Origin of the sequence: Pseudomonas sp. ADAK18 (assembly GCF_012935695.1) — a bacterium.
Classification (GTDB): domain Bacteria; phylum Pseudomonadota; class Gammaproteobacteria; order Pseudomonadales; family Pseudomonadaceae; genus Aquipseudomonas.
In genome coordinates this window covers 1232972-1258793 of the sequence record NZ_CP052859.1, presented here as the reverse complement: position 1 = coordinate 1258793, position 25822 = coordinate 1232972, and the positions used below count along the sequence as shown (strand labels likewise).

Sequence of the window (25822 nt, the reverse complement as noted above, 5' to 3'; positions counted from 1 at the left end):
GTTCCCAAGCGGGAAAGGCGCGATTGTCGGCGAACCGACCGCAGCAGGTCACGCACTAATTGCTGATAACATGGCTCTCCGACTATAAATCACTTGAGTTCATGATGAGCCAACCCTGGAGCCCCGATAGCTGGCGTGCCCTGCCGATCCAGCAGCAACCCCAGTACCCTGACGCTGCGCACTTGTTGCGGGTCGAGCAGACCCTGGCCAGTTATCCGCCCCTGGTTTTCGCCGGGGAAGCCCGCGAGTTGCGCCGTCAGTTTGCCGAGGTGAGTAATGGTCGCGCCTTCCTTCTGCAAGGCGGCGATTGCGCAGAGAGCTTTGCCGAGTTTTCGGCGGCGAAAATCCGCGACACCTTCAAGGTGCTGCTGCAGATGGCCGTCGTCATGACCTTCGCCGCCGGTTGCCCGGTGGTCAAAGTCGGGCGCATGGCGGGGCAGTTCGCCAAGCCGCGTTCGGCCAATGATGAGATCATCGACGGCGTGACCCTGCCGGCTTACCGGGGCGACATCGTTAACGGTATTGGCTTCGACGAAAAAAGCCGGGGGCCGGATCCTGAGCGTCTGTTGCAGTCCTACCACCAGTCCACCGCCACCCTGAACCTGCTGCGGGCCTTTGCCCAGGGCGGTTTTGCCGACCTGCACCAAGTGCACAAGTGGAACCTGGACTTTATCGCCAACTCCGCCCTGGCCGAAAAATATAGCCAACTGGCCGACCGCATCGATGAAACCCTGGCTTTCATGCGTGCCTGCGGTATGGACAGTTCGCCGCAGCTGCGCGAGACCAGCTTCTTCACCGCCCACGAAGCCTTGCTGCTCAACTTTGAGCAAGCGTTCGTGCGCCGTGACAGCCTGACCAACGACTACTACGACTGTTCGGCCCACATGCTGTGGATTGGCGATCGCACCCGTCAGTTAGAGGGTGCCCACGTCGAGTTCCTGCGCGGGGTGAACAACCCGATCGGGGTCAAGGTCGGCCCGAGTATGAAGCCGGAGGACCTGATTCGCCTGATCGACATTCTCAACCCGGACAACGATCCGGGCCGTCTCAACCTGATCGCGCGCATGGGCGCCAACAAGGTCGGCGATCACCTGCCCAACCTGATCCGCGCCGTACAGCGCGAAGGCAAGCAGGTGCTGTGGAGTTCCGACCCGATGCACGGCAACACCATCAAGGCCAGCAGCGGCTACAAGACCCGCGACTTCGCGCAGATCCTCAGCGAGGTGAAGGAGTTCTTCCAGGTGCATCAAGCAGAAGGCACCTACGCCGGTGGGATTCACATCGAGATGACCGGGCAGAATGTGACTGAGTGCATCGGTGGCGCGCGGCCGATTACCGAAGATGGTTTGTCAGACCGCTACCACACCCATTGCGACCCACGGATGAACGCCGATCAGTCGCTGGAATTGGCGTTTTTGATTGCGGAGACGTTAAAACAAGTGAAACGTTGAAGCTATTTATTGCCTGATGGATACCCTGTGGCGAGGGGGCTTGCCCCCGTTGGGTTGCGTAGCAGCCCTAAAAACAGACACTGGGTTTTATCTGAAGAAATGTAGCGGCCTTATTGGGGCTGCTACGCAGCCCAACGGGGGCAAGCCCCCTCGCCACAGAAAGCGCTAAACGCCAATCCCCATCGCCACTCGCAACCGCGCCGCACTGACCCGCTGGCAATTGAGCTGTATCCGCTCAAGCCCCAGCCAGTCGGCCATCTGCCGCAGATTCAAGGCCAACGCCAGCATCCCTTCCTCATCCAACCCCGGCTCCTCTTCGTGCACCGCATGCACCGCCAACCGCCCGGCGGCGCGCTCGGCCCGCAGGTCGACCCGTGCGGCAATTCGTTCATTGTGCAGAAACGGCAGTACGTAATAGCCATACACCCGCTTGTGCTGTGGGGTGTAGATCTCCAGCCGATAACGGAAATCGAACAGGCGCTCGGTGCGGCTGCGCTCCCAGATCAGCGAATCAAAGGGTGACAACAATGCGCTGGCGGGCACTTTGCGCGGGACTTTCGGCTCAGGCGCGCAATAGGCCAATTGCTTCCAACCCTGGACCTGACACGGAACCAATAACCCCTCCTCCACCAACTCTGCCAACCGCGCGCGGCTGTCAGCAGGCTCCAGGCGAAAGTAATCGCGCAGGTCTTTTTCAGTGCCCACACCCAACGCACTCGCCGCCTGCAACAACAAACCGCGTTGCGCCTCAGCCTCGCTCAAGGGCGCCTGCTGGAGAATCTGGGCAGGAATCACACGCTCGGGCAGATCATAAAGCCGCTCAAATCCACGACGCCCGGCGACAGTCACCAAACCCGCCGCGAACAACCACTCCAAGGCGTGCTTTTCATCGCTCCAGTCCCACCACGGGCCCGCGCGCTCTTCACGCGTCGACAAACTGCCGGCAGCCAAAGCACCCTGCTGCTCGACGATGGCCAGAACCCGGCGAATGGTGGCTTGTTGCTCACGCCCAAAGCGCGCCATTTGCTGATAAATCCCTTCGCCCTGCTCAGCCCTCGCCATGCGCCAACGCATCAATGGATAAAGTGCCATCGGCAGCAGTGAGGCCTCATGCCCCCAATACTCAAACAGCGAGCGCCGTCGCCCCTGACTCCAGGCAGCTTGCTCAAGAATGGAAGGGGAATAGTTGCCCAGACGAGAGAACAGCGGCAGGTAATGGGAACGCACCACGGCATTGACCGAGTCAATCTGCAGCACGCCCAGGCGCTCGATCAGGCGATTGACTTGCGCAGCCTTGATCAGCGCAGGCGGCTGGCGCCCGGAAAAGCCTTGGGCCGCCAGCGCCAGTCGCCGGGCTTGCTTGAGGGAAAAGGACAGTTCTGCGGGCATGTGCATCTCCTTGTATGCTCACAAACTACCCTACTGCATCCCGCGTTGTGTAGGCACACCCACGTCATTTTCGCAGCGGGTCTTCCCAGAAGTGACGGTGGCTTTCCAACTCGACATCGGCGCGGCTCAGGCCGATATCCTTTAGCGCATCGTCGCTCATGCCGGCCAATTCCACGCGCTCGCGGCGCAGCGTCTGCCAACGCGCCATCCTCTGAAACAGACCACGAAATGGCTGCTTCACCATCAACACATAACCTTTTTGACCTTTCATCATCTCGCCCTCCAGTGGGGATGACTGAAGTCTGTGCTTGGGTCTATGATCAATCCAACGAATGTTTCTTATGCAATACATCTCGGAGATTGATCGATTGTCCAGCTACCCGAGTATCGACACCGAAGTGCTGCGCACCTTCGTCGCCATCGCTGATCAGGGCGGATTTACTCGCGCGGGCGAGCAGGTCAACCGCACCCAGTCCGCGGTGAGCATGCAAATGAAACGCCTGGAGGAAGATGTGCTGCAGCGCAAGCTGTTCGAGCGCGATGGTCGCCAGGTCAGGTTGACGCCAGAGGGGCAGGTGCTACTGGGCTATGCCCGCAGGATCCTGAAATTGCACAGCGAGGTGTTCAACACCCTGCGCGAGCCGCACATGGTCGGGCTGGTGCGCATCGGTACACCCGATGACTACGTGATGCGGTTTTTGCCGGGCATCCTCAAGCGCTTTTCCAAGGCTTACCCACTGATCCAGATTGAAATGCATTGCGAGTCGTCAACGGTACTGATGCAACGCCGAGACCTGGACCTGACCGTCGTCAGCCGCGAACCGGGTAATGAAATCGGCGAATTGCTTCGCCATGAACGCATGGTCTGGGTCGCCGCGCCCTGCTTCTGCGTGGATGAACACACCACGCTTCCCCTAGCCGTTTCCGGCATGGATGGCTTTTGCACCCAATGGACGCGCGCGGCGCTGGATGCAGCTGGGCGCGAATATCGCTTGGCCTATCACAGCTCAAACGGCGCCGCGATCCAGGCGGTGGTGGGTGCCGGCCTGGCGGTCACGGTCACCATGGAAAGCCTGGTGACCGAAGACCTGCGGATATTGGGCGCAAGCGAGGGATTCCCGCCTTTGCCATCAGTCAATCTGCGGCTGTTGCGTAATGCGCGCACGACCTCCCCGATCACCGAATGCCTGGCCGAGTACATCATCGAAGGCTTCAAACTTTAAAGGTCAGCATCACCGCGCAGATCACCAGAAAGCCGCAAAACAGGCCGCGTAGCATGCGTTCGGGCATGGCATGGGCAACCTTTACGCCCCAACTGATGCTGAGCAGGCCGCCAACTGCCAACGGTATACCGATCGCCCAGTCCACCTCATGGTGGTAGGCGTAGGTCACCAGGGTCACACTGGTACTGGGCAGGGCCAATGCCAGCGACAAACCCTGGGCAACCACCTGGCTGGTACCGAAGATGCTGGTCAATACCGGCGTCGCAACCACCGCGCCACCCACGCCGAACAAGCCGCCCATGGATCCGGAAGCAGCGCCCAACACGCCGAGCCACGGCCACGAATAACGCATCTGCGCCGACGGCGGCGCATTGCCGGTGAACATGCGCAGCAGGTTGTAGGCCGACAACGCCAGCAAGAAGGCAATAAAGCCGACTCGCATTACGCCCGCATCAATGCCCACCGCCCAGATCGACCCCAGCCAGGCAAAGCAGAACCCCATCACACCCAGCGGTAGCGCATGACGCAGTTCAATCCGGTTGCGCTGATGGTAGCGCCACAACGCGAGCATCACATTGGGTACGACCATCACCAGCGCCGTGCCTTGGGCGATTTGTTGATCCAGGCCAAACAGTACTCCCAGCACCGGGATGGCGATCAGTCCGCCCCCAATACCAAACAAGCCACCGACCGTGCCTAATAGCGCGCCCAGCAGCCAATACATTGCTAAATCCGCCACCACTTGCTCCTTCGCAATCCAGTGTCTTGCATGCTACTCAGTCCACTCTGGCGTGGAAACGCATAGCAACGCACAATGGCTATGCCGATTTCGCACAAGCAGCGCTGCCATGAATCCCAATACCCTGACCGATCAGTTAAGCCTGTTTCTTGACGTGCTTGAGACGGGAAGCTTTTCCGCAACGGCTCGACGTCATCCACTGACGCCTTCCGCCGTCGCCCGCCGGATCGACAGCCTGGAGACTTCGGTGGGCAGCCGCCTGTTTTTGCGCAGCACCCACGCCGTGGTACCAACGCCGGCTGGGTTGGCCTTTGCCGAGCGGGCGCGGCGGATCGTCAGCGAGTTGCAATTGGCGCGCGCAGAAGCAGTGTCGTTGAGTCATGCGCCGGAAGGCTTGATCCGTGTAGACGCCCCGGCGGCTTTTGGTCGACGACACCTGGCGCCGGTGATCGCCGACTTCCTCAACGTCTACCCCGGCCTGGATGTGCACCTGCACCTGATCGACAGCTTCGTCGATATGCAGGGCGCGCATTTGGGCAAGGTCGACCTGGTCTTGCGTGCCGGGCACATCGTCGATACCCGGTTGATCGCCACGCCCTTGGCCAGCATCGTACGCATCGCCTGCGCCAGCCCGGCCTATCTGAAAAAGCGCGGCACGCCGACTCATCCCCGAGAGTTGAGCGAACATGACGGGCTGGATTGGGAGGGCCTGGCTCCGCTATTTGCCTGGCGCTTCGAGCTGGACGGCCGCAAGACCACCTATCGACCACAACGTATCCGCCTGAGCGCCAACAATGCCGAAGCTTTGCTTTCGGGTGCCCTGGCAGGGCTGGGTATTGCGCACTTGCCAACTTGGCTGGCCAGTGAGTACCTGGTGCGTGGGGAATTGGTGCCATTGTTCTGCGAAAACGGCCTGCCTACCCCGGAAACTGCCGGGATTTATGCGCTGCGCCTGGAACAGCACGCCAACGCCCGCAGCCGGTTACTGCTGGAATACCTCAAGGCACGCTTCAGCCCTGTCCCGCCGTGGGATCTGGCCTTGCAGAGCGGCTTGGCCTGAGCACCCGGACAGAATTATCTGGCGCGTTAAAGGTTTGCCCGCTAGATTCTTGGTCATACACGTTTTAAGGCATTGCCATGACTACCCTCCCCGACACCTGTGAATCCTTACTGCTCAACAATCAACTGTGCTTCGCCCTGCACTCCACGTCGTTATTGATGACCAAAGTGTACAAGCCCTTGCTGCAAGCCCTTGGCCTGACCTATCCGCAGTACCTGGCGATGATGGTGCTGTGGGAAGAGGACGGCTTGACCGTGGGCGAGATCAGCAGCCGCCTGCTGACCGATCCGGGATCCCTGACACCGCTGCTCAAACGACTTGAAGTGGAAGGTCTGTTGAGCCGTACCCGCAGCCGGGAAGATGAACGGGTGGTAGTGGTTGAACTGACCGACACCGGGCGCGCCCTTCGGGACAAGGCCATGGATATTCCTCAGTGCATCCTCGGCGCCAGCGGGATGGACATTGAGCAGTTGCGCAAGCTGCAGATTGATTTGCTGGCGTTACGGGGCAATTTGCAGGCCAGCATGTAACCCCGGCCCCTGTAGGTGCGAGCAAGCTCGTGCCTACAGAATGCAAATTTTTTTCAATTTATCTTGTGCGCAAAATATTTGCGCGATACATTCACATTGCCACTTACTTAGCGCGCAAACTTTTATCGCGCAATCAACGAGGAATACATCATGCAAACGCTCTATACCGCAGTAGCCACCGCCACCGGCGGCCGTGATGGTCGTGCCGTTTCCAGCGACAACATCCTTGATGTCAAACTCTCCACCCCAAAAGAACTGGGTGGTGCCGGTGGCCAGGCCACCAACCCAGAGCAACTGTTCGCTGCCGGTTACTCCGCCTGCTTCATCGGCGCCCTGAAATTCGTCGCCAGCCAGACCAAACGCAAAATCCCGGGTGACGCTTCGATCACCGCCCACGTCGGTATCGGTCAGGTCCCCGGCGGTTTCGGCCTGGACATCGACTTGCACGTGAGCCTGCCAGGCCTGGCCCAGGATGAGGCACAAAGCCTGGTCGATGCTGCCCACCAGGTTTGCCCCTACTCCAACGCCACCCGTGGCAACGTCGATGTACGCCTGCACGTCATCGTGTGATACCCCTCACACCCGAAGTAAAAACTGACGCGCACAAAAAAGCCCGACTCATGGTCGGGCTTTTTTTCGTATCGGTGTCGCCAGAATTACTTCTTGGCGCGACCTTTGTACGAACCACCTTCACGGGTGTCGATCTCGATGTCGTCACCGATTTCGATGAAATCTGCAACTTGCAGTTCAGTACCGTTTTTCAGTTTGGCAGGCTTCATCACCTTGCCCGAAGTGTCACCGCGAGCGGAACCTTCGGTGTAGTCAATTGTACGTACGATGGTGGTCGGCAGCTCTACGGAAACCAGGCGGTCTTCGAAGAAGATCGCTTCGCAGACGTCAGTCATGCCTTCTTCCACAAACGGCAGAACGGCTTCGATATCTTCAGCGTTCAGCTCGTACATGGTGTAGTCGGTGGTGTCCATGAACGTGTAGGTGTCGCCGCTGATGAAGGACAGGGTCGCTTCTTTGCGGTCGAGGATCACGTCGTCCAGTTTGTCATCGGCGCTGTAGACGATCTCGGTCTTGTAACCGGTCAGCAGGTTCTTCAGCTTGGTCTTCATGATGGCGCTGTTACGACCAGACTTGGTGAACTCAGCTTTCTGAACCAGCCAAGGGTCGTTTTCGAGACGGATCACTGTACCGGGTTTCAGTTCTTTACCAGTTTTCATTGCGTATATCCGAAATTTGGATGGGATTTACAAAAATCAAGGTCGCGTATCATATCCAATTTACATAAAACTGTACCAGCGCCGTCGCAAGATCGGGCTGCGAGCCTTGTTCCAGACACCAGTTTTCAGCATGAACGGTCAATTCTGGCCAATGCTCCAGTACCATTTTCCAGCCATGTGCCATATCGCCATCAGTGTTCCAGGCCTGCCAAAGGCTGACCAGCGCGGTTTTTGCGGCCGGTGACAGGCCTTCGGTGTACAGCTCGAGGAAGGCGTCGAGCTTGTCCAGGTGAATGTCTTCATCCTGACGGTAGATGTGCCACAAGAATGGACGACCGGCCCATTGCGCCCGCACAAACGAGTCTTCGCCACGCACGGCGTTGAAGTCGCAGCACCACAGCAGGCGGTCGTATTGCTCCTGACGTACAAACGGCAGTACTTGCACGGTCAAGGCATCTCGCTTCTGCACATCGCCCACACTCAACGACTCAACACCCAGCCAGCGCTGCACGTCACCCAGGATCCGCCCTTCCGGAACCAGCAGATGAGTTGTGCGCCCATCGGCCGCCAGTGCATCGAGCCAACTGGCCAACCCGGCGTTTTCATAGGCAAACAGCGACATCAGCCGCGCGCCCGCAGCCGGAAAAACCCCGAGCCCTTGCAGGAACTGTTTCTTCCCGGCGGCGTTCTGCTGAAAAGCCAGGCGCTGTTCCAGTAATCCAGCTTCACGCAACAAGCCACCCGTACCCGCGCGAAAGCCGGGAAAGAAGAAGTACTTTTGCACGCCCTTGAATTTCACCGACGGCAGGCCGTGGCAGCCGACCACCCAGTCCTCGGCGCTCAGATAGTCCAGGTTCATCCACAAAGGTGTGCGTTCCCGCCCGGCCATTTCTTCCATGTAGCCAGGTGGCAATTGGCAGGCGAATGCTGCGATCACCACGTCTGCCGCCTCGGTCGCCGGCCAGTCCGCAGGCCAGCGACGTACATCGACGCCCTCTTGCACCTGCCGGTCCAACTGCACATCCACCTCGGGGCACATGCGTTCGAATGCCCGCAGGTCATCCACCCACAGGCGCACCCCACAGCGGTGCTCCGCTACCAACTGCCGGGCCAGGCGCCAGGTCACGCCGATGTCGCCGTAGTTGTCGACGACGCTGCAAAAAATATCCCAGCGGGCTTTCATTCCGGGCTCCAACGCTCAAAGGTTAGATTGTCCGCATAAATGCACCGATGCAGAAGGGTTGATCGCGATTATTCTGCGTGCTGCTGTGGGACAATCGGCGCCATGCTACAACGCAAATGCCCGCAAGGAGGCCGTCATGTCTGATCGTCCGCTCTCGCTGTTCAAACTCAGTATCGCTGTGGCCTTTGGGCTGTGGCTGGGGTTTATCGCCATTGTGCTGACCGTGTGGCTGGCGTCCCGCTATGCGCCAGAGCACGCCGTAGCCCCCGTAGCTCAGGCCGTGCAGCAGTGGGGTAAACCTGCGGTGGCGGCACCGGAACCGCCGAACCGCCTGTTCGAGCAGTACCAGGAGAACCTGCGCAAACAGGAGCAACAACAAACGCTGGACCAGGCGCGCAACAACCCGCGCAATCTGTCCAACCCCAAATGCCAGTTCTGGCTGCAACAAGACCAGAACGCCCCCAGCGACAGAAGCCGGGCCAATGTCCTGCAATTTTGCGACTGATGATCAAGCAGACCCATGAATAAACACGCCGTCCACACGTTGATCCTGGAAAAGCTCGCGGTCGATCTTGATATCGCCCAGCGCGCCGCACAAACCGCCTACGAAACCGCGACCCACGAAGAAAACATCGCAGAGAACAAATACGACACCCTAGGGCTCGAAGCGTCTTATCTGGCGGCCGGTCAAGCCCGTCGGGTCGAGGAAATCAAGCTGGCGCTGACACTCTGCCAGAACATGAACCTGCGTGCTTACGATGAGCAACGGGGTATTGAGGTGGGTGCACTGCTGGGGCTGGAGGATGACAACGGTCGCCAGCAATGGCTGTTTTTAGCGCCGGACGCTGCCGGATTGAAGGTCGAAGTGGTCGGGCAACCGGTGACCGTCATCACCCCCCGCTCGCCCCTAGGCAAAAGCCTGCTGGGCAAGTTCGAGGGCGATGAGGTGGAGATTCTGGTGGCTGGCACTCGGCAACAGTTTACTGTTACCGAGGTCAAGTGAGCCGATCAGTGAACCGGTAGTTCAACGCCATCGAACAGCTCTTCCAGTTCCTGCTTGTTGTGGCACTGGATGGCCTTGGCCATGACTTCGCGGGTCAGGTGCGGGGCGAACTTCTCGATGAAGTCGCACATGAATCCACGCAGGAAGGTACCGCGACGGAAACCGATCTTGGTCACGCTGGACTCGAACAGTTCGCTGGCGTCGAGCACTACCAAGTCTTTATCGAGGGTAGTGTCAACCGCCATCTTGGCGACGATCCCGACGCCCAGCCCAAGACGCACGTAGGTTTTGATCACATCAGCGTCGGCGGCGGTGAAGACTACTTTCGGTGTCAGACCACGATGGCTGAACGCTTCGTCGAGTTTCGAACGGCCGGTAAAACCGAACACGTAGGTAACGATCGGGTATTCAGCCAGGGCTTCCAAGGTCAGCTTCGACAGCTTGGCCAGCGGGTGACCCTGCGGGACCACAACGCAGCGGTTCCAGCGGTAGCACGGCATCATCACCAGGTCGCCAAACAACTCCAGGGCCTCGGTAGCGATAGCAAAATCGACGGTGCCGTCAGCGGCCATCTCGGCGATCTGCATCGGTGAACCCTGATGCATGTGCAGGGCAACGTCCGGGTACTGCTTGATGAAGCTGCTGATCACCGGCGGTAGCGCATAACGAGCCTGGGTGTGGGTGGTGGCGATCGACAGGGTGCCCTTCTTCTCGTTGGAAAATTCCTGGGCGATCTGCTTGATGCTTTCGACTTTGCGCAGGATCTCGCCAGCGGTGGTGATGATGCGCTCGCCGGCTGGAGTGACGCGGGTCAGGTGCTTGCCGCTGCGGGCGAAGACTTCGACGCCCAACTCATCTTCGAGCAGGCGGATCTGCTTGCTGATACCCGGTTGCGAGGTGTAAAGGCTTTGAGCGGTAGCGGAAACGTTGAGGTCGTGGTGCGCCACTTCCCAGATGTAGCGCAGTTGTTGAAGCTTCATATGTGTCCCTCAAAGCAGATAGACGCCACGGGTATCAGCGACGGTATATAACTATATTAAAGGTTTAACAGATAAATCTAGAACTTTTTATCCTTTCCTACCAATCACACGTCATCACTGCGTCGACGCTGCAACAGCGGCACCAGGTACACCGGCACCAGCGACAGCTGCAACACCCGTGCAGCGGTTCGCCCCAGAGGCGTTGCCACCCCGACGGCCTGGCTATGACTACCTACGATCAACAAATCCACCGAGAGTTTCTGCGACTGGTCGAGAATCACCTCGCAAGGATCGCCTTGAATCACTCGCACCGACCGGATCAACTTGAGGTCCTGCTCGCCGTCCCCCAGCTCCTCGCGAAGACTGTCCAGCACCCGCTGCTCGATGTTGGCCATCACCGTCGCCAGCCCTTGGCTCTGCCATTCACTCAACGCCTGCTCATCAAGGTAGCTCTGCAACACCGATTCAGCGAACAGGCCGATGGGCTCCACCACATGAATCACATACAACTCGGCGTTGAACGTTCGCGCCAGCGCCAATGCATGCTGCATCACATAAGGCGCATACAGACCCAGGTCAGTGGCATACAGCATCGAACCAATCATAGGACCTCCTGGACTGCCAGGATGGCGGGGATTGATTCAGCTTAGCAGCGCCTTCGGGAGTTCGATGGACTTAGCTCTCTGTGTGTATTTTCAGCTCGTTGCTGATGCCATGGGGAACGTGACCCGTGGCCACCACCTCCCTGGCTTTCTCGCAATGACCGGCCTGATCATCGAAAAAAACGTCGGCGGCAAAGGCCTCAAGAAACGCCGACTTTTCCAGGCCACCCAGGAACAGAGACTCATCCAGACGGATATCCCACTCGCGTAATGTGCGAATCACTCGCTCGTGAGACGGTGCCGAACGCGCCGTCACCAGTGCTGTACGGATCGGGCAGGCATCATCAGGAAACTCACGCTGCAACAGGTTCAGCGCCGCCAGGAAGCCCTTGAACGGGCCTCCGCGCAGAGGCTCCCGGGCCGACTCACGTTCGCTGGCCTGGAACGCTTCCAGGCCGGCCGATTGATAGACTCGCTCCGACTCATCGGAAAACAGCACGGCGTCGCCGTCGAAGGCGATTCGCAATTCCGCACTAGATGCTCGGCGCGCGCCGCCAGACAGAATGGTCGCCGCAGCAAACCCGGCATCCAGGGCGCTGCGTACATCGTCAGCGTGGGTGGACAGAAACAGATGACACCCAAAGGCGGCCAGATACGGATAGGGACTACGCCCACCGACGAACGCAGCACGGGAAATATCCAGGCCGTAGTGCTGGATCGAATTGAACACGCGCAAACCGGTATCGGCGCTGTTGCGTGACACCAGCACCACCTCGACCCGGGCACGACCCAGGCTGGCATTGAGGCTCAGCAGTTTTTTAACCAGAGGAAAGGCGTCACCCGGTTCGAGGGTTTCCTCCTCATGATCAATCTGATATTTGCGGTAAGCCTCTACACCTTGCGCCAGGTAGACCTTGTGGCTTTCGCTCAGGTCAAACAGTGCACGCGAAGAGATCGCCAGCACCAGCTTGTCGCCCATTCCCTTAGCCATGTTGTTTCCCCCGATCAGCTGTTACGTCGATCAATAAAGTTCAAGGCCTGGTAGAGCGCCTGCATCCGCGGCAATTCGCAACCCGCGGCCCTGGCAGCGGCCAAGGGTCGAGCATAGATGGCGGCCAGCTCCAGCGGGCGCTTGTGCAGATGATCGTGGTACATGCTTGGCCAATAGTCAGTCAGGCTCTCGGTCATGGTGAACATCTGCTCGGCATAACTGGCGGCAATTTCATGGCCACACGCTCGCGCGCCTTGCACCACTTCGGCCATCAGCGCCTGGATCAGTTCACGGCTGGACTCGTCGGCCATCAATGCAGTGGTGCCTGCCCCCAGCAAGACCGAAAGACCGTTATACGGCACATTCCACACCAGTTTATGCCAGCGTGCCTGATGCAGGTTGGGCATGGCCTGGGAATCGATGCCCGCCTGATGAAACAGCGCGGCGCCCTCCTCGACGATCGTTTGTCGCCTGACCTCATCATTCGCAGCGGCGCCACTGTGATAACCGAGATTGACCCGACCCATCGCCTGATGCTCGACGATACCGGGCCCCGAGCGATGGACACAGATATAACAAAGGCCACCGAGCAAATGCAGCGAGTCCGGCAGATGCTCACGTAGGCTGTCTTCGACATCCAGGCCATTTTGCAGTAGCACCACCTTGGCATCCGGCGCCGCAACTTGCGCAATAGTGGGTGCCAACTCAACGTTACCGGTGGTTTTTGTGCCCACCAGCAGCCAGTCGCACGGCGGCATGTCCGCCGCACTGGCATAAGCCTGGACCGGATGCAGGCTCAACGCCCCATACACCGTACTATTGAGTTGCAGGCCTCGATCACTCACCGCCGCGTATTCACTGCGCAACAAAAAGTGCACGTCGAACCCGGCACGCGCCAGCATCAACCCGTAAAAGCCCCCGATGGCACCAGTGCCGATAATCCCGATCCGTGGTGACTGCGTGGTTGCTCCGCTCATGGCAATTCCTCTGGTGTACGTGTAAGCGCCTGATGCACGCCCGCGTCAAGATCATGAGCCGTCAGGCGTGCCTGTAATTGCCCGTGGAATTGACCCTCGCACACCACAAACAACGCCGGCAAATGAAAAATTCCGTAGCGCGCAACCGCCCCGCCATTGTGGCCGGCATCAATCCAGCACACTCGGTCCACCGACAGGTTCCAGCCTGGCAATTGCTGACGCGCCCAACGACAGCTGGAACAACCGGCACTGGTAAACACCAGCAGCGACGTCCCTGGCAACGCTAACAATTGCTGATCGATATCCAGATCGGTCAACTCCAGTTCCTTCACTATACTGCTGCCACCGCCGTCAATTGGACGGTGCTCGGAGTCCGTGTGCATGGGTCGTTTCTTGCCTCACCCTGATGATGTTTTTGTTGAGCTGACACAACGCCCCTACCCCGGCATTACCCGCCAACGGCTGCACACTGTCGGCCTGGGCGGCGTCGCATGCAATTACCCTCGTGCCTGGCGCCAGGGCACTGCCATCGAGATGCACATCCCCTCGCTCGGCTCGGCAGCGCGCTATCCCGGTTATGTCGCTTGGTGCCGTAAAAATGGAAACGGCTATCGGGTCGGCATTGCCTTTACCGATGAGCAAGCCTTGTTCGGCGCACGGATGGGCGAACAGGTGTGCCAGATTGAACGCTACTGCCGCCTGCATCAAGATGCCAAACCGACACCCCAGCGTGTTGAAGCCTTGGCCCGGGAATGGGTCGCACGCCATGCCGGCGAGTTCTCCCACGACACCCTCCACCAGGCCCTTGTACAGCCAACGCTGGATTAAAGCGGCCTTTGCCCATTGTCGAGCAGGCTGGTTACGCGCTAAGGTTCCTCCCCCCTTGCACTTAAATCATGCTGTGCTCCGCCGCACGGGGATCGCTGGCGGCCGGCACCCGTGACCCTGACGAGTAACACGATGGCTGATTTACCGATCAACGACCTTAACGTCGAATCCAACGAGACCCTGATCACACCCGATCAGCTCAAGCGCGAAATCCCTTTGAGCGACGCAGCCCTGCAGACCGTTACCAAGGGCCGCGAGGTCATTCGTGACATTCTCGACGGCACCGACCACCGCCTGTTCGTGGTCATCGGGCCGTGCTCGATCCACGACCTCAAGGCCGCCCACGAGTACGCCGAACGCCTCAAGGTGCTGGCGGCGGAAGTGTCCGACACCTTGTATCTGGTCATGCGTGTCTATTTCGAGAAACCGCGCACCACCGTCGGCTGGAAAGGCTTGATCAACGATCCCTACCTGGACGACTCGTTCAAAATCCAGGACGGCCTGCACATCGGCCGTCAGTTGCTGCTGGACCTGGCGGAAATGGGCCTGCCGACAGCCACCGAAGCCCTGGACCCGATCTCCCCGCAGTACCTGCAAGACCTGATCAGTTGGTCGGCCATTGGTGCGCGCACCACCGAATCCCAGACCCACCGGGAAATGGCCTCCGGCCTGTCCTCGGCCGTGGGCTTCAAGAACGGCACCGACGGCGGCCTGACTGTGGCAATCAACGCCCTGCAGTCGGTTTCCAGCCCTCACCGGTTCCTGGGGATCAACCAGGAAGGTGGTGTATCCATCGTCACCACCAAAGGCAACGCCTACGGTCACGTGGTATTGCGCGGCGGCAACGGCAAACCCAACTATGATTCGGTCAGTGTCGCCCTGTGCGAACAGGCGCTGAACAAGGCGAAGATCAAGCCGAACATTATGGTCGACTGCAGCCATGCCAACTCCAACAAGGACCCGGCACTGCAACCGCTGGTGATGGAAAACGTTGCCAACCAGATTCTTGAAGGCAACCAGTCGATCATCGGCCTGATGGTCGAGAGCCACCTGAACTGGGGTTGCCAGGCGATTCCAAAGGACCTGGCCGACCTGCAATACGGCGTGTCGATCACCGATGCCTGCATCGATTGGTCTGCCACCGAGAACACCCTGCGCAGCATGCACGCCAAGCTCAAAGACGTGCTACCCAAGCGCACACGCGGCTGATAAAGACCGCGGACACAAAAAAGCCGGGCTTTTAGCCCGGCGTTTTTTTGGATGCTCACTTCACGACGGCTCTATGAAGCTCAGAGCTTTGCGGCATGACGCTGGTGACGCTCCATGTAGCGCTCCACGTAGGAGCAGGATGGGATCACCGTGTAGCCTGCCTCTTCGGCATATTTCAGTGCTTCCTCGGTGAGCGCAGCGGCAATACCGCGACCTCGCAAGGCATTGGGCACGAATGTCCGATAGATATCCAGGGTCTGCTTCCCGAGGTCCATATAGGTCAGGTAGGCACGATGACCGTCCACATTGGTCTCGAACTGATGACCAGCCTGGTCATGGTGGATGGACAACGCCTCGCTCATCACTACTCCTCGCGGGTCTTGGTTTCTGACCCCTACCTTACCGATGTTTTTCCGGCGAAGGAACATCTACGCCACCCCGTGCCGGTTTCGACAACGAGAAAAGCCTTACAGCACTCACAACCCGCACGTAGGAATAGTAGGCGCCAATCGCGTAATTGCTCAAGGCAAACTCGTCATCCTCCCGCGCTGGCGGACATAGAAACGGCCAATCGAGCATCCTTAGGTCGATGGCCTGAACATTGCCGGCAGTTGAAGCTTGAGACGAACACTCGCTCTTAAAGTCACCTCAACATGCACAAAAGATACCGACGGGTGCAAAGAGAATCTGAACAAAAGTGTCAACGCTGATATATAAATTGACTTGTGTTTACAAGGCTTAACACATGCTGGCTGGCCCTTTCAGCCTGGATCCATTTTTCACCAGAGTGCAAAAAATTGGATAATTTTTATACAAAGTCTCAAAAGATTAGCCAAAATAGATTCTGCACAAGAATTTTTTTTGCTTCTTGCGCTACGTCAGTTTACTTACTACAAGTAATGGGTAGTATGTACGCCGGCTATTAGCTCACTCTGAGAAAGTAGCCATTAATAGAAAGTCCTTGAAGGGGAACACGATGAACAACGTTCTGAAATTCTCTGCTCTGGCTCTGGCCGCAGTTCTGGCTACCGGTTGCAGCAGCGTCTCCAAAGAAACCGAAGCTCGTCTGACTGCAACTGAAGACGCAGCAGCTCGCTCCCAGGCTCGTGCAGACGAAGCCTATCGTAAAGCTGATGAAGCTCTGGCTGCTGCTCAAAAAGCACAACAGACTGCTGACGAAGCTAACGAGCGCGCTCTGCGCATGCTTGAGAAAGCAAGCCGCAAGTAATAGTCCTTCGGGGTTATTATCAAGCCGATCCATTTTTGGATCGGCTTTTTTATTGCCCGCAATCTGGTATCAGAACAAGGGGCAATAAAAAACCCGTCATCGCGCAAGGCCATGACGGGTTGTAGATCCTGTGGCGTTATTGCTGCAAGTCGACCGGCGTGCTCGACACCATCGGCGCCCCGCCCGGCACACCGATTTCCGTCGGCAGGCCATCTTCCGCTGCGACCACGTCACGCACCTGATCCCAATTGACCCGAAGGTTATTGGACAGGTCTTCACGTTTGAGCAATGCGTTAATCACCGCAGTGTGCTTGTCCACCACCGACGGCGTGCCATCATCGTTCAATGGTGTATGCGCTTCCAGATAGACCTTGCCACCGGCTGAGCCAAACTTGTACGCGTCGTTGATGATCCGCACAGAAGTACCCACCGGCACCATGCCAGCCATTTCCAGCACGTTGTTGTTGAACATGCGGAAGCAGCCGTGGCTGGTACGGGTACCGATACCAAATTTCATATTGGAACCGTGAATCAGGTAGCCCGGCGTGCCCAGGGTGAACTTGAAAGGTCCCAGCGGATTGTCAGGGCCGGCTGGCACCACGTTGGGCAGCGGGTCGCCGTTGGCGGCGTGCTCAGCCTTGATCGAAGCCGGAGGGGTCCAGGTCGGGTTCGGCGTCTTGGCGATGATGCTGGTGTGGGCAATCGGCGAGCCCCAGCCTTCACGACCAATCCCCAGCGGGAAGGTGTAAACGACGTTCTGGCCCTTGGGGTAGTAGTACAACCGGTACTCCGCGAGGTTGATCACAATGCCTTCACGGGGACCCGATGGCAGGATGAAACGCGTCGGCAGTACGATTTCGGTACCCGCGCCCGGCAACCAGGCATCAACGCCCGGGTTGGCCGCAACCATCTCCGAGTAGCCCAGGTCGTACGTGGTGCCCAGATCGGCAAAGGTATCTTCGTATTTGGCCTTGATCACCTGGACCTGGCCGACAATGTCTTCACCCGGCGGCGGCAAAGGTAACTGCAAGGCTGCAGCAGAACCAGCTGCGCAAAGCGCGGCGAGAGACAGGCAGCAGGTGACAGCGGAAAGGCGAGACAACATCCGGGAATACCTTCGCAGATCGACGGGTAGTAAACATTGATTGTACACGGGTGCCCGGCGGGCACCCACATTCAAAGCTCGAATCGCAGCTCCGGCCAGATCGGCGGGGTGCCGCGCTTCTGGGATTCGAGGATCGCTCGGCATAACGGGCACAAACGCTGGTCCTGGAAGATCGAGCGATCCACCGATGACCACCGCGGCTGGGCAGGCAGCAACGTGCCACAGAGGGTGCGATCGATCGAGCCGCCCAACTCCAGTTGACGCGTCACCAAATGCACCCGGACTTCCTGGCAGGCGAACAAATCCAACTGCTCGTCAGGCTCGATCAGTTGATAGGCAAACAGGGACCAGGCAGGGCGCGACATCGAGGGCTCCAAATCGGGGGGGCGCCACCTTAGCCGAAAGACCGCTACTAGAAAAGCGTCATAGCAGCGGTTTTAGCGTCGGCCAGACATTTTCCAGCAACTTGCCCTGGGCACCGACCGCCGGATGCAATTGATCGGCCTGCATCAGCTCCGGATGCCCACCGATTCCCTCAAGGAAAAACGGCACCAGCGGGATCTGTTTTTCCTTGGCTAACGCGCCATAGACCTCTGCAAACGCAGTGGTGTATTTAGGACCGTAGTTGGGCGGCAACTGCATGCCCAGCAGCAGCACTTTGGCACCACCGGCCTTGGACTGGTCGATCATCGACGCAAGATTTTGTTTCAATTGAGCTGGCGGCTGCCCACGCAGCCCATCATTGCCTCCCAGCTCAAGGATCACCAGGTCCGGTTTATGCTCTGCAAGCGCCGCCGGCAGGCGCGCCAGGCCACCAGCGCTGGTGTCGCCGCTAATGGAGGCATTGACTACTCTGTCGTCGAAACCTTCGCTCTTGAGCCGCTGCTCAAGCAATGCGACCCACCCTTTGCTGGTATCCAGGCCGAAACCGGCACTGATACTATCGCCAACGATCAGGACTGTACCCGCCGCTGCGTTCTGGGCCATGCACATCAAGGCCAGGCCAGCACTCAAAAACCACATTCGCATCGGATTCTCCATGGGCGCAAGCATTCTCACCGCGCGAAACCTTAGCAAAGTGGTTCCCAGCGCGGAAGGTGAACTGACCATCCTGCACCAACTGAGCCTGGAACTGAACAAGGGCGATAGCCTGGCCATCGTCGGCAGTTCCGGTTCCGGAAAATCCACCCTCCTGGGCCTGCTGGCCGGCCTCGACCTGCCCAGCAGTGGCGAAGTCACCCTCGCAGGGCAAGCCCTCAGCACCCTCGACGAAGACCAGCGCGCACGAATCCGCGCCGAACACGTCGGCTTCGTCTTCCAGTCCTTCCAGTTACTCGACAGCCTCAACGCCCTGGAAAACGTCATGCTGCCCTTGGAGCTGGACGGCCGCAAGGACGCCCGCGAGCGTGCCAAACACCTGCTTGAGCGGGTCGGTCTGGGCCAGCGCCTGACCCACTCACCGCGCCAGCTCTCAGGTGGCGAGCAACAACGGGTGGCCATTGCCCGGGCCTTCGCCGCCGAACCGGACGTGCTGTTTGCCGATGAACCCACCGGCAACCTCGACAGCCACACCGGCGAGCGCATCAGCGACCTGTTGTTCGAACTGAACCAGGAAAACGGCACGACCCTGGTATTAGTGACCCACGACGAGCGCCTGGCCCATCGTTGCCGACGTCTGATCCGTCTTGAAGCCGGCCTGATGGTCGCGTCCCTGGAGCCTTGATGGCACGTTTGCCGCTGTTGCGCCTGTTCAGCCTTGCCCTGCGCCAATTGTTGCGCGACGCCCGCGCCGGCGAGTTGCGTGTACTGTTCTTCGCCTTGCTGGTGGCCGTCGCCGCCAGTACTGCCATCGGTTACTTCGGAGCGCGCTTGAATGGCGCCATGATGTTGCGCGCCACCGAGTTCCTGGGCGCCGACCTGGTACTGGAAGGCAGCTCGCCAGCCCGGCCCGAACAAATCAAAAGCGGGACCGAACTGGGCCTGGAGCATGCCCGGGTCGTGGAGTTCTCCAGCGTCATTGCCACCGACAATGGCATCCAGCTATCCAGTATCAAGGCCGTCAACGAGCAATACCCGCTGCGCGGCCAGCTGAAAAGCGCCGCCGAGCCCTTCGGCGAGGAAACCCTGGGAGGCGGTCCAAAACCCGGCGAGGCGTGGGTTGAAGCACGCTTGCTGACCGCGCTGGCCATGAAGGTCGGCGACAGCATCGACGTCGGCATGAAGACGCTGCGCATGAGCCGCGTATTGACCTATGAACCGGATCGCGCCGGCAATCTGTACAGCCTCACCCCCCGGGTGATGATCAACCTGGCCGACCTTGAGGCCACCGGCGTGGTTCAGCCTGGCAGTCGGGTCAGCTATCGCGAGCTCTGGCGCGCGCCGCAAGTGGGCACAGCCCTGCAAACCTATCGCGATCTGGTCAAGCCCGGTCTCGCTGCCAACCAGCGCCTGCAGGATGCGCGAGACGGCAACCAGCAAATCGGCGGAGCCTTGGGCAAAGCCGAGCGCTACCTGAACATGGCCAGCCTGGTGGCCGTGTTGCTGTCCGGCGTAGCCGTGGCACTCTCGGCGAATCGCTTCGCCAGCCGACGTTTTGACGCCAGTGCGTTGCTGCGCTGCCTCGGCTTGTCGCGCCGCGAAACGATGTTGTTGTTCAGCCTGCAACTGACCGTGCTGGGGCTTCTGGCCAGCCTTACAGGTGCCCTGCTCGGCTGGCTGGCGCAGTTGGGACTGTTTTATCTGCTGCATGACCTGCTACCCGCGGACGTTCCGCCAGGTGGCCTGTTACCCGCCGTCGCAGGGATCGGCACCGGATTGGTCGCCCTCGCCGGCTTTGCCCTGCCGCCGCTGGCGGCGTTGGGTCGAGTGCCACCACTGCGGGTATTGCGGCGCGACCTGTTGCCAATCCCTTCCAGCACCTGGATGGTCTATGGTGCGGCACTGTTCGCCCTGGGCCTGATCATGTGGCGCTTGAGCCTGGACCTGGTGCTGACCTTCGCCCTGCTCGGCGGTGGTGTGTTGGCTGCGCTGATCCTTGGCGGCCTGCTCCTGCTGCTGTTGCAAAGCCTGCGGCGGTTGCTGGCCCGAGCATCCCTGCCCTGGCGCCTTGGGCTGGGGCAGTTGCTGCGCCATCCTCTGGCGGCAGCCGGACAATCCCTGGCATTTGGCCTGATCCTGCTCGCCATGGGGCTAATCGCGTTGCTGCGGGGCGAACTGCTGGACACCTGGCAAAACCAGCTCCCCAAGGACGCTCCCAATTACTTTGCCTTGAACATCCTGCCAGCAGACAAGGACGCCTTCGGCGCGCGCCTGCTGGAATTGCAGGCACAGGCGGCCCCCTTGTATCCCGTGGTGCCGGGCCGTCTGATCAGTATCAATGGCAAGCCGGTACAGGAACTTGTCAGCAAGGATTCTAGCGGTGATCGCGCGATCCAGCGCGACTTGAGCCTTACCTGGGCCGCCGACCTGCCACCGGGCAATAGCCTTACAGCCGGTTCCTGGTGGTCGGCGCAACCGACCGACGATGTTCCCGGTGTTTCGGTGGAGGCCAAGGTTGCCGAAAGCCTGAAGCTGAAACTCAACGATCACCTGGTTTTCACCGTGGGTGGGGAAAACCGCGAAGCGCGGGTCACCAGCCTGCGAGAGATCAACTGGGACAACTTCCAGCCCAACTTCTTCATGATCTTCCAGCCGGGAACCCTGAAAGACCTGCCAGCCACCTACTTGACCAGTTTTTACCTGGCAGCCGGCCATGACCAGCAGATCGTCGACCTGTCCCGGGCCTTCCCGGCAGTGACTATCCTGCAGGTCGAGGCGCTGCTTGCCCAACTGCGCAGCATTCTGGCCCAGGTCACCCTGGCAGTGGAGTATGTGCTGTTGTTTGTGCTGGCAGCGGGAATGGCGGTGCTGTTCTCCGGCCTGCAGGCCACCCTGGATGAACGTATCCGTCAAGGCGCCTTGCTGCGCGCCCTGGGGGCCGAGCGCAAGTTGCTGGTCACGGCTCGGCGTATCGAGTTCGGATTGCTGGGGGCTGTCAGCGGCTTGCTGGCAGCGCTGGGGACGGAGTTGGTAACCCTGGTGTTGTACCGCTACGCCTTTGACCTGCCCTGGCACCCTCACCCGTGGCTGCTGGTTCTTCCCGTCATCGGTGCGGTGCTGATTGGCGGTGCCGGCGTATTCGGTACACGGCGGGCCTTGAATGCCAGCCCATTGACCGTGTTGCGCGAAGGCTGAAAAAACTGATGGCCCGCTCGCGACGCGGAGCGCGGGCCATCAATGCCTACTTCACATACTCGATAGCAGTAATCCACCAGCACACCTCGCCACTGGGGGTCTGCACCATGGCTTCGTCATCCACTTCCTTTCGGAGCAACGCCCTGGCCATGGGCGAGTCGATGGAGATGTAGTCCATGCGCTCGTAAATTTCGTCGTAGCCGACGATGCGAAAGCGCTTGGTCTCGCCCTGCTCGTTTTCAATGTCCACCCAGGCGCCGAAAAACACCCGGCCTTCCTGCTCGGGCATGTACTCGACCACGCGCATGTCCTCCAGGCGCTTGCGCAAGTAACGCACCCGACGATCAATCTCGCGCAACAGTTTCTTGTTGTACTGATAATCCGCGTTTTCGCTTCTGTCCCCCAATGAGGCAGCCCACGTCACTTTACGGGTGGTATCGGGGCGCTTTTCTCGCCACAGGTAATCAAGCTCTTTCTTTAGCGCTTCATGACCTTCTTTGGTAATCAGCTTGGTACTCAAAAGCTATACATCCCCTGGAAATTTCCCTTTATTCGGACACATTGCGATATCAAGCAGAAGACCACAATCGTCTGACTTCAGTTGACTGGCGTCGATGATAAATGAACGGGGGAAAGTAGCCAGACTTGGCTCACCCAACCGTTACACAGGCGCCTCTCCATCAGCTTGAGGTTGCGGCTCTACACTCCCGTCCTGGTCATGACCAGCGCCGAGCACTTCATCCACATTATGGAGCACCTCCCTGAGGCCAGCCCTGAAACGGGATAAGTGCGACAGCCCTACGGCCAATTGCTCCTCCCTATGACGGACTGCCAGGTCGTGACTGTGTGACTCAATGGCTTGACGCTCCAGATCGCGCACCCACTCTTCCAGCCGGTGCTGTTGCGCCTGTTGCCCCTCAGCACGCCCCTGCAATTGCTCTTCACGAGTATTCAACATCTGGGCCTGCTGTTGCAGAGCGAGCTCTTTTTCGGAGGCTCGACCGGCCTCCTGTTGCTTCGTTAGCTCCCAACTGGCTTTTTCCTGCTGCAACAGACTGCGAGACTGAGCAAGCTCTTCCTCCTGCTTGAGTACAGTATTTTTCTGCTGCGTCAGTTCTTGAGCCACCCGAGCAAGATTGGTCAGCGTATTGTCCACCTCAAAGAGCGATACCCGCTCCTCCTCGACAGGAGGAACCGGTGCAGTTTCACGCTCGGGCGCTTCCCTCGCCTGCTGGTCCGGCACAGGATGCAAAGTCACGGGAAAGGACTCTTCCAACACCGTTTGCAACATTGGTTCAACGTGCACTTGCTGCGCAGACTCAGCAAGTTGCTGCGCTACAGGTGCAACAGCAGGGGCCTGTAACAGCGTCTCGCATGACTCCGGCTCGATTTGTCTCAAGGCCCTGGGTGGAGCCACCATGTGTGAGGAAAAACGAATCGAAGGGACAATCAACGAGGTACTTTCGATAGCTGGCAAACCCGGTACCGAAGTCCCTAGTGTGATCACTTTCATCACTAGCGTCTTTTTGATCGTCAACGAGTGGTGGTCCTCTGGACGCGCCGGCGGCAGCTTGCACCCCTTCAAATCAACAAAATGGTAGGGAATCTGGGGCTCCGATACGCTTCCCGGCTTACTACCAGGCCCGGCAGCCAACGTAAGGATTTGCTTGAAAACTTGCATCGCTACCTGCAAGTCGCTCTTGGAATCAATTCCTCCCAAAAAATACCGTTCAGACTTCTTACGTAACGCTGCAATGTATACCCGTGAACTGCCGGGCTCCGTCTCTTCATCCAGGCTATAGGCCAGAAAGTTCGATGAGACCTGAGCTACGGAAAAGCCACAAAGCAGCGCACCATTAACCGGAGTGTCCTGACCAGATCGTTCAAGAACAAGAGTGCGTAAAAGCATCATGAAAATCAGGTTCCCTTTTAAATTATTAGAACTTAAAACCCATATAAAACACCAAATCAACAGTAAAAGTCAGCCGAAACAGCCTAATCATCTCAATGATTAACCTGCTTGTACGTAGGGATTATCCTATTTAGCTTTTCCGGCATATCCAACGCCCGACTTTGAACGTACCATTTTTGCAACCCCAATACACGGCGCCTGCTGACCGCAACTTTTCAAGCCTTTATTTTTCATAACGCCAACGTTTCACCCGGATCGCCCCCCATCCAGTGCACCTACCCAACAGAAAAATATAATGATAGAGATAACAAACCTAACAAAAACCATTAGTAGAAGAAGCGTTATAAAAGATATTTCTTTTCGTGGCGAACATAAAGAAAGCCTGGGACTGCTCGGACATGACGGCGCAGGTAAAACAACAATGATGAAAATGCTATCAGGAGCGCTCGCCCCCTCCTCTGGCCATATAAGTATATTTGGAATTGATCTAGGCCTTCAGCCTCTACAGGCAAAAAAGATAATAGGCTACCAACCAGAAACCTTGAGTAGTCATCACTCAATTACGGTGAAGGTCTTTCTTGATTTTATTGCTGACGTTCGTGGGTTCCATGGCAAAAACAAACGCAAAATGGTGGACCGCGCGGTCGACCGACTGGACCTCAGGCGCACCCTCAAATACTGCATTGATACCCTGCCTGCAGGACTGAAACGCCAAGTAGCGATCGCCCAAGCCATCCTTCATGATCCGGCCTTATTGTTGCTGGATGAACCCACCGAGGGCCTCGCGCCCCATCAAAAACACAACATCAGGACCCTCATCACCTCGTTGGCGAGCGAGATGAGCGTCATCATTGCCTCCCGTAACCCCGAAGAAGTTGCCTGTATCTGCGACCGCGCGTTGATCATCGCTGACGGTCGCTTAATGGCAGACCTGCCTGTGTCAGCACTGAAGCACAGCTCCCGCCATTTTCAGGCAGTCACCCTGACAGTCGATGGTCCACTGGATCTACTCGCGCTAGCCGTGCTGCCGGGTGTTGCAGGAATCGAGGAGCACCGGCATACGCCAGGCACCGTGACAGTACTGGCAATGCCAGGCCAAATTATCTATCCCCATATCAACACATTGATTGCCAACCGTCGCTGGAAAATCAACTCGCTGCAGGTGGAGCCTGGACGCTTGAATGATGTGGTTCACCACCTGAGCCAAGAGGCCTCAAATTGAAACTGTTACCCGTCATATTCAAGCGACAGCTTGGCAGTTACTTTTCTTCACCTGCCACTTATCTCTGTATTGCAGCTTTCTTACTGGTGTCCACTATTGCTGGCTTTCAGCTAGGCACATTTCTGGAACATGACAGTACCGACCTGTACCCTTTTTTCCGGTTTCACCCTTGGCTTTATCTTTTCCTTATTCCCGTACTTTGCACACAACTTTGGTCAGATGAAGGAAAAGAAGGCGCACTCGACTTCCTGAACACCTTACCCATAAACGTTTTCGAACTGGCACTCGGAAAATTTTTCGCGGCCTGGACGATTTCAGGATTAGCCCTGCTATTAACATTCCCAACGGTTATTACCGTCAACTACTTAGGACTCCCCGAGAATGAAACCATTGCAATACAGTTCTTCGGGAGCTGGTTATTAGCAGGTGCTTATCTGGCGGGAGGTTGCTTTATCTGTGCACTGACCTGCCACCGATTCATTATCTTTACTTTAACTCTTTGCTTGCTGCTTACAGCCAGCGGACTGTCATCTATTCTCGATGCCTTTGACTATCACACCCCGGCCTGGATTATCGAAAATTTAATTTCTCTAAGTCCATCGGCGCGCTTTGACACGATCGGTAACGGCGTTCTGACACTGCAAGACCTTTCGTACTTCCTCAGCATGATTCTTGCGTTTCTCGTCGCAACAATCGTCACCCTGAAATTTAAAAAAAAAGGCTGAGAA

Annotated in this window: 30 protein-coding genes; 14 read left to right on the top strand and 16 right to left on the bottom strand. The window is 58.2% G+C overall.

Features of this window, described 5'->3' with window-relative positions:
- Positions 1 to 104: 104 nt before the first annotated feature.
- A complete protein-coding gene (locus HKK55_RS05855) occupies positions 105 to 1451 on the top strand; it encodes a class II 3-deoxy-7-phosphoheptulonate synthase (RefSeq protein ID WP_169353766.1) in 1347 nt (448 codons plus the stop codon).
- Positions 1452 to 1616: 165 nt separating this feature from the next.
- On the opposite strand, the gene HKK55_RS05850 is transcribed toward HKK55_RS05855, so the two are convergent.
- Together HKK55_RS05850 and HKK55_RS05845 are read right to left on the bottom strand one after the other, a co-directional pair.
- The gene (locus HKK55_RS05850; RefSeq protein WP_169353765.1) at positions 1617 to 2840 is read right to left on the bottom strand and encodes a winged helix-turn-helix domain-containing protein; all 1224 of its coding nucleotides are present in this window, start codon (positions 2838 to 2840) and stop codon (positions 1617 to 1619) included.
- 64 nt (positions 2841 to 2904) lie between these two features.
- Positions 2905 to 3111: a DUF1127 domain-containing protein gene (locus HKK55_RS05845; RefSeq protein WP_336604615.1), complete on the bottom strand. Its 207-nt coding sequence runs from the start codon at positions 3109 to 3111 to the stop codon at positions 2905 to 2907.
- 70 nt (positions 3112 to 3181) lie between these two features.
- On the opposite strand from HKK55_RS05845, the gene HKK55_RS05840 reads away from it, so the two are divergent.
- Positions 3182 to 4063, top strand: a complete 882-nt coding sequence (locus tag HKK55_RS05840) for a LysR family transcriptional regulator (RefSeq protein ID WP_178128831.1) — start codon at positions 3182 to 3184, stop codon at positions 4061 to 4063.
- On the opposite strand, the gene HKK55_RS05835 is transcribed toward HKK55_RS05840, so the two are convergent.
- Complete coding sequence (locus HKK55_RS05835; protein WP_169353762.1) at positions 4053 to 4802, bottom strand: sulfite exporter TauE/SafE family protein; 750 nt, start codon at positions 4800 to 4802, stop codon at positions 4053 to 4055. The genes HKK55_RS05840 and HKK55_RS05835 overlap by 11 nt on opposite strands.
- A gap of 109 nt (positions 4803 to 4911) precedes the next feature.
- Here HKK55_RS05835 and HKK55_RS05830 point away from each other — a divergent pair, with 109 nt between their 5' ends.
- The 3 genes from HKK55_RS05830 (at position 4912) to HKK55_RS05820 (ending at position 6962) form a co-directional block, all read left to right on the top strand.
- The gene (locus HKK55_RS05830; protein ID WP_169353761.1) at positions 4912 to 5862 is read left to right on the top strand and encodes a LysR family transcriptional regulator; all 951 of its coding nucleotides are present in this window, start codon (positions 4912 to 4914) and stop codon (positions 5860 to 5862) included.
- Between the two features lie 77 nt (positions 5863 to 5939).
- Positions 5940 to 6392: a MarR family winged helix-turn-helix transcriptional regulator gene (locus tag HKK55_RS05825; RefSeq protein WP_169353760.1), complete on the top strand. Its 453-nt coding sequence runs from the start codon at positions 5940 to 5942 to the stop codon at positions 6390 to 6392.
- A gap of 150 nt (positions 6393 to 6542) precedes the next feature.
- Positions 6543 to 6962: an organic hydroperoxide resistance protein gene (locus tag HKK55_RS05820; protein ID WP_169353759.1), complete on the top strand. Its 420-nt coding sequence runs from the start codon at positions 6543 to 6545 to the stop codon at positions 6960 to 6962.
- 86 nt (positions 6963 to 7048) lie between these two features.
- Here the strand turns inward: HKK55_RS05820 and HKK55_RS05815 are convergent, their stop codons facing one another.
- A complete protein-coding gene (locus HKK55_RS05815; RefSeq protein ID WP_169353758.1) occupies positions 7049 to 7621 on the bottom strand; it encodes an elongation factor P in 573 nt (190 codons plus the stop codon).
- Positions 7622 to 7670: 49 nt separating this feature from the next.
- On the bottom strand, positions 7671 to 8804 hold the full coding sequence (gene earP / locus HKK55_RS05810; RefSeq protein ID WP_169353757.1) for an elongation factor P maturation arginine rhamnosyltransferase EarP: 1134 nt from the start codon (positions 8802 to 8804) through the stop codon (positions 7671 to 7673).
- A gap of 136 nt (positions 8805 to 8940) precedes the next feature.
- Here earP and HKK55_RS05805 point away from each other — a divergent pair, with 136 nt between their 5' ends.
- Both HKK55_RS05805 and HKK55_RS05800 read left to right on the top strand, forming a co-directional pair.
- Positions 8941 to 9309, top strand: coding sequence for a hypothetical protein (locus HKK55_RS05805; protein WP_169353756.1), 369 nt, complete (start codon positions 8941 to 8943; stop codon positions 9307 to 9309).
- 15 nt (positions 9310 to 9324) lie between these two features.
- Positions 9325 to 9807, top strand: a complete 483-nt coding sequence (locus HKK55_RS05800; protein WP_169353755.1) for a GreA/GreB family elongation factor — start codon at positions 9325 to 9327, stop codon at positions 9805 to 9807.
- A gap of 5 nt (positions 9808 to 9812) precedes the next feature.
- On the opposite strand, the gene cysB is transcribed toward HKK55_RS05800, so the two are convergent.
- The 5 genes from cysB to HKK55_RS05775 form a co-directional block, all read right to left on the bottom strand.
- Positions 9813 to 10787, bottom strand: a complete 975-nt coding sequence (cysB, locus tag HKK55_RS05795) for an HTH-type transcriptional regulator CysB (RefSeq protein WP_169353754.1) — start codon at positions 10785 to 10787, stop codon at positions 9813 to 9815.
- Between the two features lie 104 nt (positions 10788 to 10891).
- Entirely contained in the window at positions 10892 to 11392 is a 501-nt protein-coding gene (locus HKK55_RS05790) for a universal stress protein (RefSeq protein ID WP_169353753.1), read from the bottom strand.
- Between the two features lie 70 nt (positions 11393 to 11462).
- On the bottom strand, positions 11463 to 12380 hold the full coding sequence (locus HKK55_RS05785; protein WP_155584342.1) for a 5'-nucleotidase: 918 nt from the start codon (positions 12378 to 12380) through the stop codon (positions 11463 to 11465).
- A 14-nt stretch (positions 12381 to 12394) separates the two neighbouring features.
- Complete coding sequence (locus HKK55_RS05780; protein WP_169353752.1) at positions 12395 to 13357, bottom strand: putative 2-dehydropantoate 2-reductase; 963 nt, start codon at positions 13355 to 13357, stop codon at positions 12395 to 12397.
- The gene (locus HKK55_RS05775) at positions 13354 to 13740 is read right to left on the bottom strand and encodes a thioredoxin (protein WP_169353751.1); all 387 of its coding nucleotides are present in this window, start codon (positions 13738 to 13740) and stop codon (positions 13354 to 13356) included. Before HKK55_RS05775 ends, HKK55_RS05780 begins: the two co-directional genes overlap by 4 nt.
- Between HKK55_RS05775 and HKK55_RS05770 the strand changes: the two genes are divergently transcribed.
- Both HKK55_RS05770 and HKK55_RS05765 read left to right on the top strand, forming a co-directional pair.
- The gene (locus HKK55_RS05770; protein ID WP_169353750.1) at positions 13739 to 14185 is read left to right on the top strand and encodes a PilZ domain-containing protein; all 447 of its coding nucleotides are present in this window, start codon (positions 13739 to 13741) and stop codon (positions 14183 to 14185) included. The genes HKK55_RS05775 and HKK55_RS05770 overlap by 2 nt on opposite strands.
- A gap of 132 nt (positions 14186 to 14317) precedes the next feature.
- The gene (locus tag HKK55_RS05765; protein ID WP_155584338.1) at positions 14318 to 15394 is read left to right on the top strand and encodes a 3-deoxy-7-phosphoheptulonate synthase; all 1077 of its coding nucleotides are present in this window, start codon (positions 14318 to 14320) and stop codon (positions 15392 to 15394) included.
- Positions 15395 to 15474: 80 nt separating this feature from the next.
- Here the strand turns inward: HKK55_RS05765 and HKK55_RS05760 are convergent, their stop codons facing one another.
- Positions 15475 to 15756, bottom strand: a complete 282-nt coding sequence (locus tag HKK55_RS05760) for a GNAT family N-acetyltransferase (RefSeq protein WP_155584405.1) — start codon at positions 15754 to 15756, stop codon at positions 15475 to 15477.
- A gap of 614 nt (positions 15757 to 16370) precedes the next feature.
- On the opposite strand from HKK55_RS05760, the gene oprI reads away from it, so the two are divergent.
- Positions 16371 to 16622: an outer membrane lipoprotei OprI gene (gene oprI / locus HKK55_RS05755; protein ID WP_003172710.1), complete on the top strand. Its 252-nt coding sequence runs from the start codon at positions 16371 to 16373 to the stop codon at positions 16620 to 16622.
- 136 nt (positions 16623 to 16758) lie between these two features.
- Here oprI and HKK55_RS05750 read toward each other — a convergent pair whose 3' ends face one another.
- The 3 genes from HKK55_RS05750 to HKK55_RS05740 all read right to left on the bottom strand — a co-directional run bounded on the left by HKK55_RS05750 (position 16759) and on the right by HKK55_RS05740 (position 18756).
- On the bottom strand, positions 16759 to 17727 hold the full coding sequence (locus HKK55_RS05750) for a L,D-transpeptidase family protein (RefSeq protein ID WP_169353749.1): 969 nt from the start codon (positions 17725 to 17727) through the stop codon (positions 16759 to 16761).
- 71 nt (positions 17728 to 17798) lie between these two features.
- Positions 17799 to 18092 (bottom strand): hypothetical protein, encoded by a 294-nt coding sequence (locus HKK55_RS05745; RefSeq protein ID WP_003218723.1) that lies wholly within the window; start codon positions 18090 to 18092, stop codon positions 17799 to 17801.
- A 58-nt stretch (positions 18093 to 18150) separates the two neighbouring features.
- Positions 18151 to 18756 (bottom strand): arylesterase, encoded by a 606-nt coding sequence (locus HKK55_RS05740; RefSeq protein WP_169353748.1) that lies wholly within the window; start codon positions 18754 to 18756, stop codon positions 18151 to 18153.
- A gap of 10 nt (positions 18757 to 18766) precedes the next feature.
- On the opposite strand from HKK55_RS05740, the gene HKK55_RS05735 reads away from it, so the two are divergent.
- A complete protein-coding gene (locus HKK55_RS05735; RefSeq protein WP_169353747.1) occupies positions 18767 to 19450 on the top strand; it encodes an ABC transporter ATP-binding protein in 684 nt (227 codons plus the stop codon).
- Positions 19450 to 21960 carry an ABC transporter permease gene (locus tag HKK55_RS05730; protein ID WP_169353746.1) on the top strand — a complete coding sequence of 837 codons (2511 nt, stop codon included), beginning with the start codon at positions 19450 to 19452 and terminating at the stop codon, positions 21958 to 21960. The genes HKK55_RS05735 and HKK55_RS05730 overlap by 1 nt, the downstream gene beginning before the upstream one ends.
- 46 nt (positions 21961 to 22006) lie before the next feature.
- Here HKK55_RS05730 and greB read toward each other — a convergent pair whose 3' ends face one another.
- Together greB and HKK55_RS05720 are read right to left on the bottom strand one after the other, a co-directional pair.
- A complete protein-coding gene (greB, locus tag HKK55_RS05725; protein WP_169353745.1) occupies positions 22007 to 22480 on the bottom strand; it encodes a transcription elongation factor GreB in 474 nt (157 codons plus the stop codon).
- 141 nt (positions 22481 to 22621) lie between these two features.
- Positions 22622 to 23872, bottom strand: a complete 1251-nt coding sequence (locus HKK55_RS05720) for a hypothetical protein (protein ID WP_169353744.1) — start codon at positions 23870 to 23872, stop codon at positions 22622 to 22624.
- 295 nt (positions 23873 to 24167) lie between these two features.
- Here HKK55_RS05720 and HKK55_RS05715 point away from each other — a divergent pair, with 295 nt between their 5' ends.
- Positions 24168 to 25094: an ABC transporter ATP-binding protein gene (locus HKK55_RS05715; RefSeq protein ID WP_169353743.1), complete on the top strand. Its 927-nt coding sequence runs from the start codon at positions 24168 to 24170 to the stop codon at positions 25092 to 25094.
- Positions 25091 to 25819, top strand: coding sequence for an ABC transporter permease (locus tag HKK55_RS05710; RefSeq protein WP_169353742.1), 729 nt, complete (start codon positions 25091 to 25093; stop codon positions 25817 to 25819). The genes HKK55_RS05715 and HKK55_RS05710 overlap by 4 nt, the downstream gene beginning before the upstream one ends.
- Positions 25820 to 25822 lie beyond the last annotated feature (3 nt).